The sequence below is a fragment of the Paenibacillus sp. FSL H7-0690 genome, assembly GCF_037980415.1.
Classification (GTDB): Bacteria; Bacillota; Bacilli; order Paenibacillales; family Paenibacillaceae; genus Paenibacillus_AQ; species Paenibacillus_AQ odorifer.
On the sequence record NZ_CP150281.1, the window covers coordinates 4,488,448 to 4,503,335 of the forward strand.

At 40.2% G+C, this 14,888-nt stretch carries 14 protein-coding genes; 2 read left to right on the forward strand and 12 right to left on the reverse strand.

Annotated elements, in window-relative coordinates; all coding sequences use genetic code 11:
* Positions 1-930 precede the first annotated feature (930 nt).
* Both MHI32_RS19805 and MHI32_RS19810 read right to left on the reverse strand, forming a co-directional pair.
* Complete coding sequence (locus tag MHI32_RS19805; RefSeq protein ID WP_076218175.1) at positions 931-2,223, reverse strand: DUF4179 domain-containing protein; 1,293 nt, start codon at positions 2,221-2,223, stop codon at positions 931-933.
* Positions 2,213-2,761 carry a sigma-70 family RNA polymerase sigma factor gene (locus MHI32_RS19810; RefSeq protein WP_076127357.1) on the reverse strand — a complete coding sequence of 183 codons (549 nt, stop codon included), beginning with the start codon at positions 2,759-2,761 and terminating at the stop codon, positions 2,213-2,215. Before MHI32_RS19810 ends, MHI32_RS19805 begins: the two co-directional genes overlap by 11 nt.
* Positions 2,762-2,967: 206 nt before the next feature.
* On the opposite strand from MHI32_RS19810, the gene MHI32_RS19815 reads away from it, so the two are divergent.
* Positions 2,968-4,833: an LTA synthase family protein gene (locus MHI32_RS19815; protein ID WP_076127359.1), complete on the forward strand. Its 1,866-nt coding sequence runs from the start codon at positions 2,968-2,970 to the stop codon at positions 4,831-4,833.
* Between the two features lie 69 nt (positions 4,834-4,902).
* Here the strand turns inward: MHI32_RS19815 and rbsB are convergent, their stop codons facing one another.
* From rbsB to MHI32_RS19855, 8 genes are all read right to left on the reverse strand, one after another.
* A complete protein-coding gene (gene rbsB / locus MHI32_RS19820; protein ID WP_076127360.1) occupies positions 4,903-5,826 on the reverse strand; it encodes a ribose ABC transporter substrate-binding protein RbsB in 924 nt (307 codons plus the stop codon).
* A 13-nt stretch (positions 5,827-5,839) separates the two neighbouring features.
* A complete protein-coding gene (gene rbsC, locus MHI32_RS19825) occupies positions 5,840-6,808 on the reverse strand; it encodes a ribose ABC transporter permease (protein WP_076127362.1) in 969 nt (322 codons plus the stop codon).
* Between the two features lie 2 nt (positions 6,809-6,810).
* Positions 6,811-8,292, reverse strand: coding sequence for a sugar ABC transporter ATP-binding protein (locus tag MHI32_RS19830; RefSeq protein ID WP_076218180.1), 1,482 nt, complete (start codon positions 8,290-8,292; stop codon positions 6,811-6,813).
* A 21-nt stretch (positions 8,293-8,313) separates the two neighbouring features.
* Positions 8,314-8,709: a D-ribose pyranase gene (gene rbsD, locus MHI32_RS19835; RefSeq protein WP_076127366.1), complete on the reverse strand. Its 396-nt coding sequence runs from the start codon at positions 8,707-8,709 to the stop codon at positions 8,314-8,316.
* Between the two features lie 2 nt (positions 8,710-8,711).
* Entirely contained in the window at positions 8,712-9,590 is an 879-nt protein-coding gene (gene rbsK, locus MHI32_RS19840; protein WP_076201458.1) for a ribokinase, read from the reverse strand.
* 27 nt (positions 9,591-9,617) lie between these two features.
* Complete coding sequence (locus tag MHI32_RS19845; protein ID WP_076127368.1) at positions 9,618-10,598, reverse strand: LacI family DNA-binding transcriptional regulator; 981 nt, start codon at positions 10,596-10,598, stop codon at positions 9,618-9,620.
* A 147-nt stretch (positions 10,599-10,745) separates the two neighbouring features.
* A complete protein-coding gene (locus MHI32_RS19850) occupies positions 10,746-11,213 on the reverse strand; it encodes a DinB family protein (protein ID WP_340010627.1) in 468 nt (155 codons plus the stop codon).
* 62 nt (positions 11,214-11,275) lie between these two features.
* Positions 11,276-12,178, reverse strand: a complete 903-nt coding sequence (locus MHI32_RS19855; protein WP_312148331.1) for a LysR family transcriptional regulator — start codon at positions 12,176-12,178, stop codon at positions 11,276-11,278.
* A gap of 158 nt (positions 12,179-12,336) precedes the next feature.
* On the opposite strand from MHI32_RS19855, the gene MHI32_RS19860 reads away from it, so the two are divergent.
* Entirely contained in the window at positions 12,337-12,954 is a 618-nt protein-coding gene (locus MHI32_RS19860; RefSeq protein WP_340010630.1) for a histidine phosphatase family protein, read from the forward strand.
* A 62-nt stretch (positions 12,955-13,016) separates the two neighbouring features.
* Here MHI32_RS19860 and MHI32_RS19865 read toward each other — a convergent pair whose 3' ends face one another.
* Together MHI32_RS19865 and MHI32_RS19870 are read right to left on the reverse strand one after the other, a co-directional pair.
* On the reverse strand, positions 13,017-13,262 hold the full coding sequence (locus MHI32_RS19865) for a hypothetical protein (protein WP_036688955.1): 246 nt from the start codon (positions 13,260-13,262) through the stop codon (positions 13,017-13,019).
* Positions 13,263-13,883: 621 nt separating this feature from the next.
* The gene (locus MHI32_RS19870; RefSeq protein WP_076183054.1) at positions 13,884-14,435 is read right to left on the reverse strand and encodes a polymer-forming cytoskeletal protein; all 552 of its coding nucleotides are present in this window, start codon (positions 14,433-14,435) and stop codon (positions 13,884-13,886) included.
* Between the last annotated feature and the right edge of the window lie 453 nt (positions 14,436-14,888).

Consider the following 14,888-nt stretch of genomic DNA (forward strand, 5'->3'; position numbering starts at 1 on the left):
AAGGTTTCGGACTTCAGTGCAGTTATTCCCCTGAAAAGGCTGCTTTCGGGGTGTTTTTCAGGCCAATAGCGACTATGCGGTCCGTTAGAATTCCAAAAGTGGGATATGACGCGTCTAAGGGTCATCTGAGTCCGATAGATGCTTACGGGTGTGCAAATGTGATCGAAGAAAGTGTAGTTTTTTTTGGGGGATAGCGGAGGTGACAAAAGTAGAGGGTTCTTGATGATGGAGGAAGCAAACGAAGTTTCAGGATTCGCGGATGGAGGAAACGAGCGACGTTTGGGGGACGATGATGGAGCAAAAAAAATGAGGTGCCCCAGCAGCCATTTTTGGCTTTTGGGACACCCATCCTTTCCGCTGTGCGCATAAAGCGCGGTATGGTGGACTGGTAAGAGCCCGGTTAAAGCCATCTCATAAATCTTTTTTTAGATAGTTTAATCTGATTACTTTCGGCCCATGCGGTTAGTTCTTTCATTCCCTTGTATTCGTCGTCAAGAAAACTAAAACATAATTTATAGGGAGGAAATTTGTGATCTACAGGTTTAATGCCTATTACGGGTATGAAATAGCCCTTTACATAAATATTCTCAATTTGATTCGCTTGAATTTCTTTGTTTTCTACTATTATAGAGTCCGGAAGAATCCGAACCTCAATGAACTTTCTAATCGTAATGATCCTATAGAGCAATATGATTACAACAATCAGACAGAAGGTCGACCATATATAACCAAAATAAAGTAATACTTTATACTCCATATTATTTCTGGTATTTAACAATAGTATGGCACTTGAAAAAATCATAGAAAACAGAAGCGAGATTAACGACGGACGACTCACCTTATATGCTCCTATATTTTCCATAACCCCCTCACTTTCTCAGACTATTATAGCTTACTATATTTCATAAATTATGGATATGGCACTCCTTTTTAATCCACAGGAATCTCAATCACCTTGTTATATTCCTTCATATAATGTATTCCTTCTATCAGAATACTTTCAGGTTTCGTTTGTGTATCAAATAATAAGGTGCGTTCCTTCATTAGTTTACCGTTCGTTTGTTCTGACTCTTTTTGATTAATTGTTGTTTTTAAAGCCGTGTTTTCGTCAGCATTTTCTATAGACACACCATCCAGCATTACATCCTCATCTGTAGCAATAGTTACTTCAATCCCTTGAGCGGTCTTGGTCACATCTTTAATCCATAATTCTTTATCCCCTAGTAGAATCGGCTCATTACTATCAGCATTTAGAGGATACTTCTCTTCCAGCTTCTGATATCCAACAAACTCTTTAACAACCAGCTGCAATGAATGCAGTTCTTTTGGCAAGGTGTCATAACGAATATCAAATGATCTCCCACCCAGCGAGGTTTTATTGCTACTACCTAATATTTCTACAGGCTTTCCATTGGCAATTAATTGAATGCCTTCTAACCCTAATCTTATTCGATCGAAATTCTCGACATTCATACTCCCTTTAATCACAGTCATGGTGGGTGTGGCCGTGATCGACTTGAAGGTAATTGATCCTTTGTCGGCTTTGACCTTTTTATTAATCGACTGTTTGATCTGAGTCACCATCGCTTGATTTGGATTATAAGAAAACGTTATGCTCCCTTCACTCATCTGCCCTTTCTGTGGAGGTCCCCAGTAATGAAGTGTCAGTTTTTTCGAGAATGGGCTTACGCTATCAAATGTCATCGTGCCTTTTATTTCTGTATGTTCGTCGTTGATTAAAGATACGCCACTTCTTATGTTGGAATTCGTGAGAAACCCTTCTATTTTTGAAGGACTAAAATGATCTCCCGTCTCCTCTAGTCCCTTAGGATTGTTTAACGTGTAATATACAATAAATTGATTGGCATCTGCCATAATTCCGTTAATCGTAAGTTCTGTTCCATCTGCTAACGTCGTCTTTTTGTCTATGCTTTGTCCCATTCCTTGTTCATTGAGTTGTTGTAAAGTTCCCTCTAACACCTCATCAAAACCAAATAACTTTTTTCCATAATAAGCGAAGGCATTATAGCTGTTTCCAGAAACTACTATCACTAATATAATGACGGCTGCAATCTTCCAGAGGGGCGAGCTTTTTCTTTTTATTCTTTTTGGAGGTGCCGAGTCTAAAGCATTTCTTAATCTCATTTCTAAACCCTCAGGTGCAGTTATGGACTCTAAGTTCCTCTTCTCATCCACTAATCGTTGTTCGACGTTATTGTTCATCAACATCACCTCTGTAATGATTTTTCAGCGTTTGTAATCCATTGTAGATCCTTGATTTAACAGTTCCGATCGAGACCTGTGTGATCTCAGCTATCGTTTGATAATCGAGATCATGAAAATACTTCAATTGAATTGCTTCTCTTTGCTGCTCGTTCACATGTAACAATAACGCCTGCATATCCATTTGCTGTTCACTTTTATGATAAGGATCGCCTGATGTAACATCGGCTTTTTCCTTCTCGTCAGTGATGTTCCAGTCCTCTAATAACACCAGCTTGCTTCGCTTATGAAGTTGCCTTTTACAGCCATTTACCAAAATCGTCTTACTCCAGCTGTAAAAAGACTCCTCTTTCTTAAGTTGATCAATCTTCTCGTATAACGTAACTATCATTTCCTCCATGGCATCCATAGCATCATGCGCATTTCCCATATAGCTGTACGCAAGCCTATAAAAAATATCTTTTTCATACATGATTAATTGCAGCAAAACTTCTTTATTTCCCTTTTTAGCTTTTTTCACCAATCGAACAACATCCATGCCTTCACCTCTCTCCCCTATATGAGTCAGGAGCACTGTAAAAAGTTCATCTTCATAAAAAATTTTTATATATCGTGAACTATTCAATCCACCTAAACTGTAATATTCAGGAAAATTTCACTCAGACATACCCAAATCTAGTTGATTTTAAACGCTTCAATGTAATAGAATGAACTAATCTAAAAAGAAAAGGATGGGCATAAGCAATGCCGTTTAAAGAACCTCGTACACTTAGTAAAAGATCCCTGCTATTCTTCTCTCTCATTATGCTTGTAAAAAGCTATTTTGCCTGGTATTTTCTATTTGAAGATGGCCCTACTTGGACCACTTGGCTTAAAGAAATCCCTTTTGTACTTCTAGTCTTTTGCTTGATTGAATGGTTCGCTACGAAACGAAAAATTGCAATTTACATGCTTGTCAATGTATTGATTACTACTCTATTTTTCTCATTAATTGTATATCATAATCATTTTGGCATCATTGCTACTTCGCAAGTATTAGATCAGGTCAAACAAGTGGGAGCCGTAAAGAAAAGTATATTTTCGGTCCTTCGTCCTCAATATATGCTTATCTTTGTGGATATCATTGTCATCAGCTTGGTTATGTTTAGAAAACAGAAAGCGCTGGATTGGAAAAAAGCCATGTCGCGCAAAAGTAACCGTAAAGCGGTGGCAGTCCTGTTCTGTATTTCCATCATCATTTGTGCAATGAATATTTTTCCAAACCGTGCCAGTATGAACGAAACGATTAAAGCGGAACAAATGGGCATTCTTAATTATGAAGCCTACTCTCTCCTAGCTGATCAAGAGGAAGAACAAATTGACGTTTCTGAGATTACGCAATCCACTATTGATGAAACCAAAGGAATTCAAGCTATCTCTAATCCGGTTTTATTTGGAGCCGCCAAAGGAAAAAATCTAATCATTCTGCAAATGGAGTCTTTCCAGAACTTCTTAATCAATCTAAAGATTGATGGACAAGAAATCACACCAAATATGAACAAGCTTGCCGCCAGCAGCTTCTACTTCCCGCGTTTCTACCAGCAGGTTGGACAAGGCAACACTTCAGATGCAGAGTTTATTGTGAACACTTCTTTTTATGTACCCCCTGATGGTCCAGCTACCCAAATGTACGCTCCTAAAGAGCTTCCAAGCTTACCCAAGCTGCTGCAAGCACAAGGTTACGATACGGCAACATTCCATACGAACGAAGTCGACTTTTGGAACCGTGGTGAGCTTTATAGTGCTTTGGGATTCAATCGTTATTATGATAAAACTTACTTCGGAGAAGAAGACACAGTATTCTATGGCGCTTCTGATGAAGTTTTGTATGAAAAAACAGCTACAGAGCTGGCAAGAATGGATCAGAATGAGCAACCTTTCTACTCCCATGTAATTTCGATGTCATCTCATAATCCGTTCTCCATCCCAGAGGATAAATACAAAATGACACTTCCAGAGCGATTCGAAGGAACGCTTGTTGGCGATTATATTCGGGCTCAGAATTATGCTGATTATGCGCTGGGACTTTTTATCGATGAGCTCAAACAAAACGGTGTGTGGGATAACAGCTTGATCGTATTGTACGGGGATCATCGTGGACTGCCTATCTTCTCTTTAAAAGAGGATGATCATCTCCTACTGGAAGAGATTCTCGGCCATGAATATTCGGAACGTGAATTGATTAATATTCCGTTGATCATGTCAGCGACAGGGATTACAACTCCTAGTGTAAAAGAACAACTAGGCGGGCAAGTGGATATTTTACCTACCGTATCTAATTTATTGGGTGTCTCTCTTGCAGATCATATTCATTTCGGACAAGATCTCTTGAATCAATCAACTTATAACTTACTACCACAACGGTATTACTTGCCTACAGGATCTTTCGTAAATAACGAAGAGCTCTTCTTATCCGGCAGTGGCTTCGAGGATGGCCAGCATTATACTTTATCTGGTAACGGCAACCAACCTCTGCAATCCACAGAAGACGAATTCGAGCGTGCCTTACAGCTGCTCCATTTGTCAGACAGCTATGTTACACAGCTACCGGATAGAGTTATTGAAGAATAAGCTGCAATGTATAGCAAAAAAGACTGTGCTCACCAAATCGGTGAGCGCAGTCTTTTTCTATAATGATTATTATTTTGACTCTTTAACAACTAGTTTAAGCGGTGCCGCAATCAGCTTCTCTACGGTTTTGCCTTCTAATACATCCTTAGCGGCTTGAATGGCTAGTTGGCCAATTAATTCAGGCTGCTGCGCAACGGTTCCTGTTAATTTACCGGCTTCGATGGATTTAAGTGCATCTTCATTTCCATCAAAACCAATCACAGGGATATTCTTGCCTGAACTTTGAATGGCTTCAATAGCACCTAGCGCCATTTCATCATTATGAGCGAAAACTGCTTGTACGCCAGGATTTCCTTGTAGAAGGTTCTCCATAACGGTCAGCCCTTTCGTACGGTCGAAATCAGCCGTTTGCTTAGCAATGACCTCTAGCTGGCTGTCCGCAATCTCATGGAATCCCTTACCGCGTTCCCGAGTCGCTGACGCTCCTGGGGATCCTTCTAACTCGATGACCTTTGCACCTTTCCCAAGCTGCTCTACAATATATTCTGCTGCCATAGAGCCACCCTTTACATTGTCAGAGGCAACAAGAGCTTTGATATCCCCTTGATCTGCGGAACGGTCCAACGTAACGACGGGAATATTTAAACTGTTAGCTGTTTGCACTACCGTCGAGATCGCTGATGAATCCACTGGATTGATCAATAACGCATTCACACCTTTTTGCATCAAATCTTCGACGTCATTACTTTGTTTAGCAGAATCATTTTGGGCATCAATGACAAGGACTTCCAAGCCTTGCTTCTTAGCCTCGGCCAAAACACCATCTTTAACGGATACAAAGAAGGGGTTATTCAATGTAGATATGGATAATCCAATCTTCATGTTCTCCATGCTTCCACCACTGCTAGGCTTAGCCCACTCTGGAGGCTCCAAGGAACAACCTGTCATGAGAATTAATAGTAAGGAAGTAAGAATCAAAGTTAACTTTTTCATGTTGGAATCCCCCTTATACGGCTTTCTTACGGTCTATGAGTACGGCAATGGCAATAACGATCCCTTTGACCACCATTTGGTAAAAAGAAGATACGCCGAGCAAGTTCAATCCATTGTTCAAAATCCCGATAATCAGTGCACCAATCAATGTGCCCACGATACGTCCACGACCACCAGTTAAGCTCGTACCGCCTAATACTACAGCTGCGATAGCATCCAACTCATAAGATGTGCCTGCTGTGGGTTGCGCGGAGTTCAATCTGGAAGTCAGGATCGCTCCTGCCAATGCGGACAACATACCGGTCAATGAATAGATCATTATTTTAATGCGGTCGACTTTAATCCCTGAAATAATAGATGCTTTTTCATTACCACCAATGGCATAGGTTTTACGGCCAAATGGAGTTTTGTGCAATACAACCCATAAGACTGCGAAGACGATGATCATTGTTATAGCAGGTACAGGTATTCCTAGTAAATATCCACGGCCAAACAATTGGAAGGTCATGCTGTCTCCGAGACCTGTGATCGGATTTCCGTCTGTGTATACAAGTGTTAATCCCCGGAAAATCGTCATGGTCGCCAACGTAGCGATAAATGGCGCCATTTTACCTTTTGTAATCATCAGTCCGTTGACCATCCCCATCACGCCACCCGCTAAACAACCTACAATAATGGCTAAGACAGGATCCCAACCAGACAACATCAGGTTAGCGGTGAAGGCACTGGATAGGGCTAGAATAGAACCCACCGATAAATCGATACCACCCGTTAGAATAACAAAGGTCATCCCAAAAGCGATAAGCGCATTTATGGCAACTTGTCTAAGCAAGTTCAGGATATTAAGGGGCTCCATAAAGCTTGGGTTCAACACCGTAACGATAACAATTAGAATAATCAGCCCTAGTAATGGACCTAGCTTCTGTGTAATTTGCCCGATTTGAAAACCTTTATTTTCTCTCTCACCTTTGATAGTTGTCATTACTATTGCCCCCCTGTAGCTAACGTCATGATTTTTTCTTGCGTAGCTTCTTGTTGTGATAGCTCTCCACTAATTTCCCCTTCATGAACCACTACGATCCGGTCGCTCATTCCTAAGACTTCAGGAAGCTCTGACGATACCATGATTATGGCGACTCCACGTTCCGTTAATTCGTTCATGAGCTGATAGATCTCCCGTTTAGCTCCTACGTCCACTCCACGGGTAGGTTCATCGAGGATAAGCACACTTAAGCCGATCCCAATCCATTTGGCGATGACCACCTTTTGTTGATTCCCCCCGGATAAATTCCGGACTAAAGTGGAGGAAGACTGTGTCTTGATGTGTAGCCGTTTGATAAGTATGTCTACAAATTCTTGTTCTTTTTTATCAATGATTACACCCTTAGGAGCGAAGCTATATAAATTTGTAAGCACCATATTGTCTCGAATAGAGAAATCAAGCACTAACCCTTCATCTTTACGGTCCTCCGTAACGAATCCTATCCCCGCCTTCATCGCATCATTGGGATTTCGAATCGTGACCTTTTCTCCCCGCACCATAATTTCTCCACGGTCTAACGATTCCAAACCGAATAAGGTTCTCATCATTTCTGTTCGTCCAGATCCCATTAATCCCGAGAAACCTAAGATCTCACCCGAACGAACGGAGAAATTAACATCTTTAAATTGCCCTTTTTTCGTGGCATTTTTAACTTCAAGAACAACCTCTCCGGGTTTGGAGGTACGCTCAGGAAACCGGTCGGTTAATTCACGCCCTACCATCTTCCGAACTACATCATCGAAGTTAGTCTCTGGAATGGGCTTCGTGTCTACTGTTTTCCCATCTCGCATGACCGTTATTCGGTCACATATCGTAAAAATCTCTTCCATCCGGTGCGAAATATACACGATGGAGACGCCTTCCTTTTTAAGGGAAGTTATGACTTCGAACAATTTCTGGATTTCCCGTTCGGTTAATGCCGCTGTCGGTTCGTCCATGACGATAACTTTTGCATGAGTCATAAGCGCTTTTGCAATCTCAATCATCTGTTTCTCCCCTACCGAACATTCCCCCGCCTCTTGATTTAAGGGAATCGTTACGGAGAGCTTACGAAACTGTTCATTTGCTAACGCTTTCATTTCTTTCATATTTAAGATCCCTAGTTTGGAGGTTCGTTCCTTACCAATAAACAGATTATCTAGAACTGTCATATCCGGCCACACATTCAACTCCTGATGGATAAAAGCGATCCCATAACGTTCAGCCTCTTTGGGATTGTTAAAGTATGTTTCCTGACCATCTATACTAATGGTTCCTTGATCACGCTGATGCAGTCCAATCAAAATGTTCATCAGAGTAGACTTTCCTGCACCATTCTCTCCCATTAGGGCATGAACTTCACCATCCTTCAGCTCAAAATCCACACCCGTCAACACACGGTTAGCCCCAAAAGATTTATAAATATCTTTCATCGTAATGTGCATACGCTTTGAACCCCCTTTTTATCAAAAATAGACCCCGGCTTGTAAAATACAATTTGCATACGGCTTAGCTTCCCCCGTACGAATGATGACCTTCGCATGCTGGGTTAACAATTTAAATTGTTCATGTGAAATCGCCTCTATAGGTATTTCCTTAAATTTGTCATTCAAGTATTCAGAAGTGCCTTTATTTTTTGCTGCTAATTCCTCTGCCACGATAACTTTCTCTATGACCATATCCTCTGAAATGATTTCGACAATCTCTTGAAAGCTGGGAACTCCCAATTTAAGCGCTAAATCAATCTTTGGAACACCAGATGGAACGGGTAATCCAATATCAGCAATGACAATCGTATCGGTGTGGCCTAAATCAGTAAGTACTTTGGAAATATGACTGTTTAAGATTCCTTGTTTTTTCATAATTAAAGACTCACCTCCACCTCTACTCTTGTTGGCATGCCACCTTGAGCACCAAATTTTGTGACGGATAAAGAAGCCGCGCGATTGGCAAACTTTACACTAGTACGAATAGACTTGCCTTCAGCTAGAGCAACAGCAAATGCCGCATTAAAAGTATCTCCTGCTCCAGTGGTATCTATAGCATTCACTTTATAGGTGGGAACTAAAACTTCCTGTTTACCATCGTAATAACGTACACCATTGCTGCCCTCGGTTATAAATAACTTATTGGGATATTTGCGTAAAGCTTCAGCAGTACTCATCTCAGGAAATAATATTGCACATTCATGTTCATTGGGAGTTAAATAGGTGGCATTGTTTATAATCGTTTCACTGATAGGCCGAGCAGGTGCTGGGTTAAGCAACATAGGCACATTGAATTTATAGCAAATCTCACTTACATAAGACACCGTTTCTTCCGGAATTTCTTGTTGGATTAATACCATGTCAGAGCCTTTAATATTCTCAAGTGCCCGTTCAACCAATGCAGGAGTAACTAAATCATTGGCTCCTTTTACAACGATAATGCTGTTATCGCCTTCCGCTAAAATGATGTGAGCTGTTCCACTTTCGACATGTGTAACCGGTTCCACATTGGCGGTAAAAACGCGATTCTTTTTCAGATTATCCATGATAGCGGTACCATAGAAATCATCACCTACACAACCAACCATCGTAACTTCTGCTCCTAGACGGGCAGCAGCGACGGCTTGGTTCGCACCCTTACCGCCCGGAACGGTGGAGAATTGTTCTCCAAGCACAGTCTCACCCGCGTGAGGCCGCTTATTCGAAGTCACTACTAAATCCATTGAACAGCTGCCAATTACACATATCTTAGCCATATTCATCAACCTTTCTCATGTTGTCATCTATTCTTTACTTCTTGTAGTTTCCCGCTCCACAAAGCTAACGGGTAGTTGAATAATCTTCTCTTCCACCTTATCTTGCTCAATTAGCTTAATAAGTAAACCCGCTGCTTCTCTACCCATATCATGTGCCGGCTGGCGAATGGTGGATAAAGCAGGTGACAACAAGCTGCTGAGCGGGATATCATCAAATCCGATGATTTGCAGATCCTGCGGCACTCTTTTACCTAAACGATGCGCTTCATGAATGACTGCCGTCGCCACAATATCATTACTGGCAATTACGCCATCCGTATCTATATATTTATCAAATAACTCCACTGCCCATTGTTCTGCTACTGTATGGGAGAAGGATGAAGTTTCGATCACATTATAGCTGATTCCCATTTCATTAAGGACTTCAATCGCCCCAAGAAATCGATCTTGTGCAGGTTTGATATGCGCCGGTCCTTGTATCACTGTAATTTTTTTGCTTCCCCGTGCGATAATCTCCTGTGCTGCAAGACGTCCGCCCTTTTTGCCATCTGCGTATACGGAAGGGCTATCATTAGAAGTACGGTCCAGAAATACAACCGGAATCTTCAAGTTAGAATAAACGTCACTCTCAGGGAAATTGGTTGACGATATCATGCCAATGACATTGTTTTGGATAAAGGTTTGAATATAATCCATCTCTTTGTCCTCGTTCTCATCACTATTGCCAAAGATGATCCGATAACCTTGCTCCTGCATCCGATCCTCTATCCCCCGCGCTAACTGCGGGAAGAACGGGTTGGTAATATCAGGCAAGAGCAGCCCGATTAATTTAGATTTCCGCTTGTATAATGATCTTGCAACCTCATTAGGGGTATAATTCATTTCTTTGATCGCTGCCTCAACCTTTTTGCGAGTATCGATATTCACATATCCAGATTCATTTATAACCCGTGAGACTGTTGCTACCGAAACTCCAGCTATTTTTGCGACATCTTTGATCGTCATCATTCTTTCATTCATCCCCCAATGTGTAACCGGTTACATGTATTACATAAATTAGATTATCACATAACCTTTTCATTTACAAATCTTTTTTTCGATCATAAAGCTAACAAAAGATACCAACTATATATCGATATCTTTTGTTATTTGAATTTATTTATCTGCAAAGCGATTTAATAATTTTATTGTATTGAAATGCATACCTTCATGGTAAAGTGTGAAATTTATGAATTCACCGATTGAATTTAAGGTTAATCCACTTCCTGTTGTAAGAGGGGTTACTTGCTCACTTAAGCGATTGTGAAAAGCTTCCTGGATCCGTTTGGGTTGCTCCGTAAGCATCTCAAGTAAAACTTCAAGCGTTGGCGGTTCCTCATTCCACTCGGCTGGTTTAGTCCCTTTCGCAAATAAGCGTTCAAAGCTTGCCGGCAATTGCATAAGCTCCCGAGCAGAATGAAAGGCAAACTTCTCTTGCAACAAATAAATATGTCCCAAATTCCATCGGATATTGTTATTAAACCCTTCTGGAATGCTATTCAAAGTTCCCTCAGATAGTCCCTCGACAGCACGCACAGTAACACTTCGCACAAACTTAATTTGTTTGAATACAATTTGATCCATTATGACCCCTCCTAATATTTTTATCCATAGTTTACCATGAGATTATCTTTAATTTCCTAAAATTATTTTATACTTAATTGTTTCATAACGAGCGTAATAAACGACTGCATATAACTTTCTTGAAGTTCCTTCTTTCTGTAGCCCATCCATATCGAATGCTTGGAGACTACATTTTCTACTGCTATTTTAGCTAATGTTCCCTGATCAAGATAAGGTTTCGCCAACAAAGCGGATACATAACTAATTCCATAACCGGCAATGACAGCTTGAATAACTTCATTCACTCCATTAAATTGAAGCCCAATCGTTGGCTGCTGTACACTTCTTTCTTCACACAACCGGACAAGCCGCTCTCTGGCTGCACTGCCCTCTTCCCTCATAATAAATGCTTCAGACATTACTTCTTCAAAGCTAGCCTGCTGATTGGCAATAGGGTGATGGGAAGAAACCACGAATACATACTCGTCCCTATATAACTCCCGATGTTCGAACACTCCTGTATTATGCGAAGGAAACTCCATATCACTGTAAATCGCCACGTCTGCTTCAAAATTATTTAATTTTTCCATGACACCATGAGAATTAGTAGTAGTGATCTGAATGTTAACTTCCGGAAAAGATTGTTTGAATAATGACGCCCACCGGGGAATGAGGATGCTTGTCGCTAAATAATTACCTGCAATCCGCAGATTCCCCTCAGGAAATTTGTGATAGTCTTCAATGATTTGCTGGACTTGATCACCCATGGCAAAAAACTTTTCAAGAGGTTCGATTAACCTTTTTCCTAAAGGGGTGAGCACCATCCTCTTTCCTTTAATTTCAAATAATAAAATATGATTCTCCCGTTCAAACTTACGGATTTGCGCTGATATAGCGGGTTGACTGATATGCAAACGTTCAGAGGCTTTGGTCACACTACCTGTGATCGCAACGTAATAAAACAATTTTAATACATGATAGTTCATCGTCAACTCTTCCTCACTTTATAAAATAATATCTGTATTCGCCGCTTATCCTCAGCCATTTTATTATAACTATACATTATGGATGTTAACTATTATATATTGTTTATTTATATTTATTTATCTTATACTTACAACTATTCATAAGGGAGGTCACGTTAATGACAAAAACAGTATTCTACTTAACCCGCCACGGGCAAACAGAATGGAATTTACAAAAACGAATGCAAGGGCATCAAAATTCTGCGCTTACAGCCTTGGGCGAACAGCAGGCGGAATGGTTAAGAGATCGTTTGGAAGTAGAAAACTTAGGCGCAATTTATTCTAGTACTAGTCCAAGAGCATTGCATACTGCGCAGATTTTACGGGGAAAGCGGAGTTTACCTATTCATCAGCAAGTTTCTTTAATGGAAATTAACATGGGGAGCTGGGAAGGAATGAATACGGATCAGATACAACTAGAATCCCCTTTACAATATTCCCATTTTTTCACCAGACCCGATCTATATATTCCTCTAACCTCAGGTGAAACTTACAAGCAGCTTGAACAAAGAGTAGTGCCGACAATGGAGCGCATCATAAACGATAACGTAGGGCTAGAAGTGCTCATCGTCACGCATCGGATGACTTTAAAAGTCATTATGGCTTATTTTCTCAATAAATCATTGCAGGAAATTGGAGAGTTACCGGATATTCTCTCTACAGCATTATGTAAAGTAACCCTAACTAATAACAATACAACCATCGATCTGTATGGAGATACTTCACATTATCAATGACTATGGGTCAAAAAATAAAAAGGTAACTCCGATTAACGGGGCTACCTTTATAGGGTTCAACATTAAATATCCACACTTTTGATTATAAAACTGCGGACCTTCATCCATTTGCCTGAAATGAATTCATCAATCGTTTTCGTCTTTGGTCTAACGCAAAAGCGATGTTTTGCCCCTTTATCAAAGCCCACAGCTTCAAAAATTAGGCTATCCCCTATTTGCTCCTTGAAGAACACCTGCTTTAATCCCAACCTATTTAACATTTCAAGCTTTACGCTCTCAATATATGTGCGCGAATACTCCTTAGACATATGTGTTCCTCCTAGTAGTGGTAGTAATATTATAAGTCAATATGAAGAAAATCAACAATAGTTCATATATTCATCCACAAAAAACAACCAGGCAGCGATTCTCCGTTGGAGGTTCACTGCCTGGTGTTTTGGGTCTGCGGTGGTTTGCTTGAGTAGGTTACGAGCTAAGCTTAATCATTTGTAGCTTTCGGATACCCACTCCGTTGTAACGCACTATCTTGGTGAAATTTGTAAGATAACTGCATTCTATACACTTATTCCATATCCACAAGGGCTAATTCTAACTTTAAGTGTATTCTATACAATTAAAAACTAGAGAAGTAGCCTGTAGAGTATTAAATCAAGAAAAATTGATGTACTAAATACAGCTATTTTTATTGGCTGGGCGTTTTGAGCATTTTAGTTGTACAAAATACAGTTAAAACCATCTACTGTACACTTCAATACTCCATTACTTGTTACTTCAAAGCTTCCGTCGGCTCTCATATGGTAACTAGATGGGGTGTAGTCCATTATGAGTTTGCCCATTCATACTGATTCCTTTTTCCTGAACCTATCCGGATAATTCTATCTATTTAGTCCTTCAACTTCTACATCTAACTAATCGAAAACATCACTAACTTATTTAACTTCAGTTGCCCCAGTTACTTTACCTTCAATCCCTGCAGTTGCTTTCACATCTTCGTTTGCGAAGTAAAGATTTCCATCAATAGTCGAGGTTTCATGCAGATTAAATCCGTTCGCTTCTACATAAACATCACCTTTAATGGTTCCGCCTTGAACTCGTAAATTTTCACTTTGTACAGTTAACTTAGGTACAGTGAGTGTGTAATTGGCAGTAACTTTGTGATCAGCGTCTTGGGCATAAAGAGCAATCTTACGGTAGATGTCGCCGTCTGCGGCCCCTTTATCATGGAATTCGCCTTCAACAACAACATCTTGGGCAATCGTCACATCATTTAGAATGGCAATAATCCAATTTCCATCTTTACTTACAGCCTTGGTAAACGCATCTGCTTGATTTACGATTGAAGCTGTAGTAACTGCATCCGTTTGCTCTGTAGTTGGAGCCGTAGTAGCCGCCGAATTAGTCGCATTATTATTATTCGCACCACAACCAGACAAGACTGCAACCGAGACGCCTGCTACTAACATCATTTTAAATAACTTCATTTGAAATCCCCCTTGTTTTTGATTATAAATTAATTATATATTAAAATTTTTAATAAACAGGTGAAAATTTTCACAATATTGTGTCGTTATCTGAAGCGGTTTCACAAAGATCACTCCTTTCCATCCGGAATCGTATCCATAAGTAACACCTCATCTCGCTGCCCGTTTTAAGTTCATAGATCTTAATACTTATTTACCCAAATTTTAAGAAAGGTCACAAAGGTGATTAATTCCACACAAAAAGGACACTCCCAACAACTGCGGAAGTATCCTCATAATCTTTATTACTATAAATCTTTAGATTAGATATCCTCTTGAAAAAGATATGGAACCATCATACTCTACACTTACTTTTTTAATGTTAGGTTTATGCAAAACTCCAGCATTAAAATAATACAGCGGAAGGATGACCATTGGGTCAATAAACATTTTTTCAGCTTTTGCATAAAGCTT

Excerpts from the sequence above, each read along its gene's own strand:
- MHI32_RS19855 (WP_312148331.1), bottom strand. The coding sequence starts at position 12,178 with ATGAACTATCATGTATTAAAATTGTTTTATTACGTTGCGATCACAGGT.
- MHI32_RS19860 (WP_340010630.1), top strand. The coding sequence starts at position 12,337 with ATGACAAAAACAGTATTCTACTTAACCCGCCACGGGCAAACAGAATGG.
- MHI32_RS19850 (WP_340010627.1), bottom strand. The coding sequence starts at position 11,213 with ATGGATCAAATTGTATTCAAACAAATTAAGTTTGTGCGAAGTGTTACT.
- MHI32_RS19845 (WP_076127368.1), bottom strand. The coding sequence starts at position 10,598 with ATGATGACGATCAAAGATGTCGCAAAAATAGCTGGAGTTTCGGTAGCA.
- MHI32_RS19805 (WP_076218175.1), bottom strand. The coding sequence starts at position 2,223 with ATGAACAATAACGTCGAACAACGATTAGTGGATGAGAAGAGGAACTTA.
- rbsC (WP_076127362.1), bottom strand. The coding sequence starts at position 6,808 with ATGACAACTATCAAAGGTGAGAGAGAAAATAAAGGTTTTCAAATCGGG.
- MHI32_RS19810 (WP_076127357.1), bottom strand. The coding sequence starts at position 2,761 with ATGGATGTTGTTCGATTGGTGAAAAAAGCTAAAAAGGGAAATAAAGAA.
- rbsK (WP_076201458.1), bottom strand. The coding sequence starts at position 9,590 with ATGGCTAAGATATGTGTAATTGGCAGCTGTTCAATGGATTTAGTAGTG.
- MHI32_RS19815 (WP_076127359.1), top strand. The coding sequence starts at position 2,968 with ATGCCGTTTAAAGAACCTCGTACACTTAGTAAAAGATCCCTGCTATTC.
- MHI32_RS19865 (WP_036688955.1), bottom strand. The coding sequence starts at position 13,262 with ATGTCTAAGGAGTATTCGCGCACATATATTGAGAGCGTAAAGCTTGAA.
- MHI32_RS19870 (WP_076183054.1), bottom strand. The coding sequence starts at position 14,435 with ATGAAGTTATTTAAAATGATGTTAGTAGCAGGCGTCTCGGTTGCAGTC.
- rbsD (WP_076127366.1), bottom strand. The coding sequence starts at position 8,709 with ATGAAAAAACAAGGAATCTTAAACAGTCATATTTCCAAAGTACTTACT.
- rbsB (WP_076127360.1), bottom strand. The coding sequence starts at position 5,826 with ATGAAAAAGTTAACTTTGATTCTTACTTCCTTACTATTAATTCTCATG.
- MHI32_RS19830 (WP_076218180.1), bottom strand. The coding sequence starts at position 8,292 with ATGCACATTACGATGAAAGATATTTATAAATCTTTTGGGGCTAACCGT.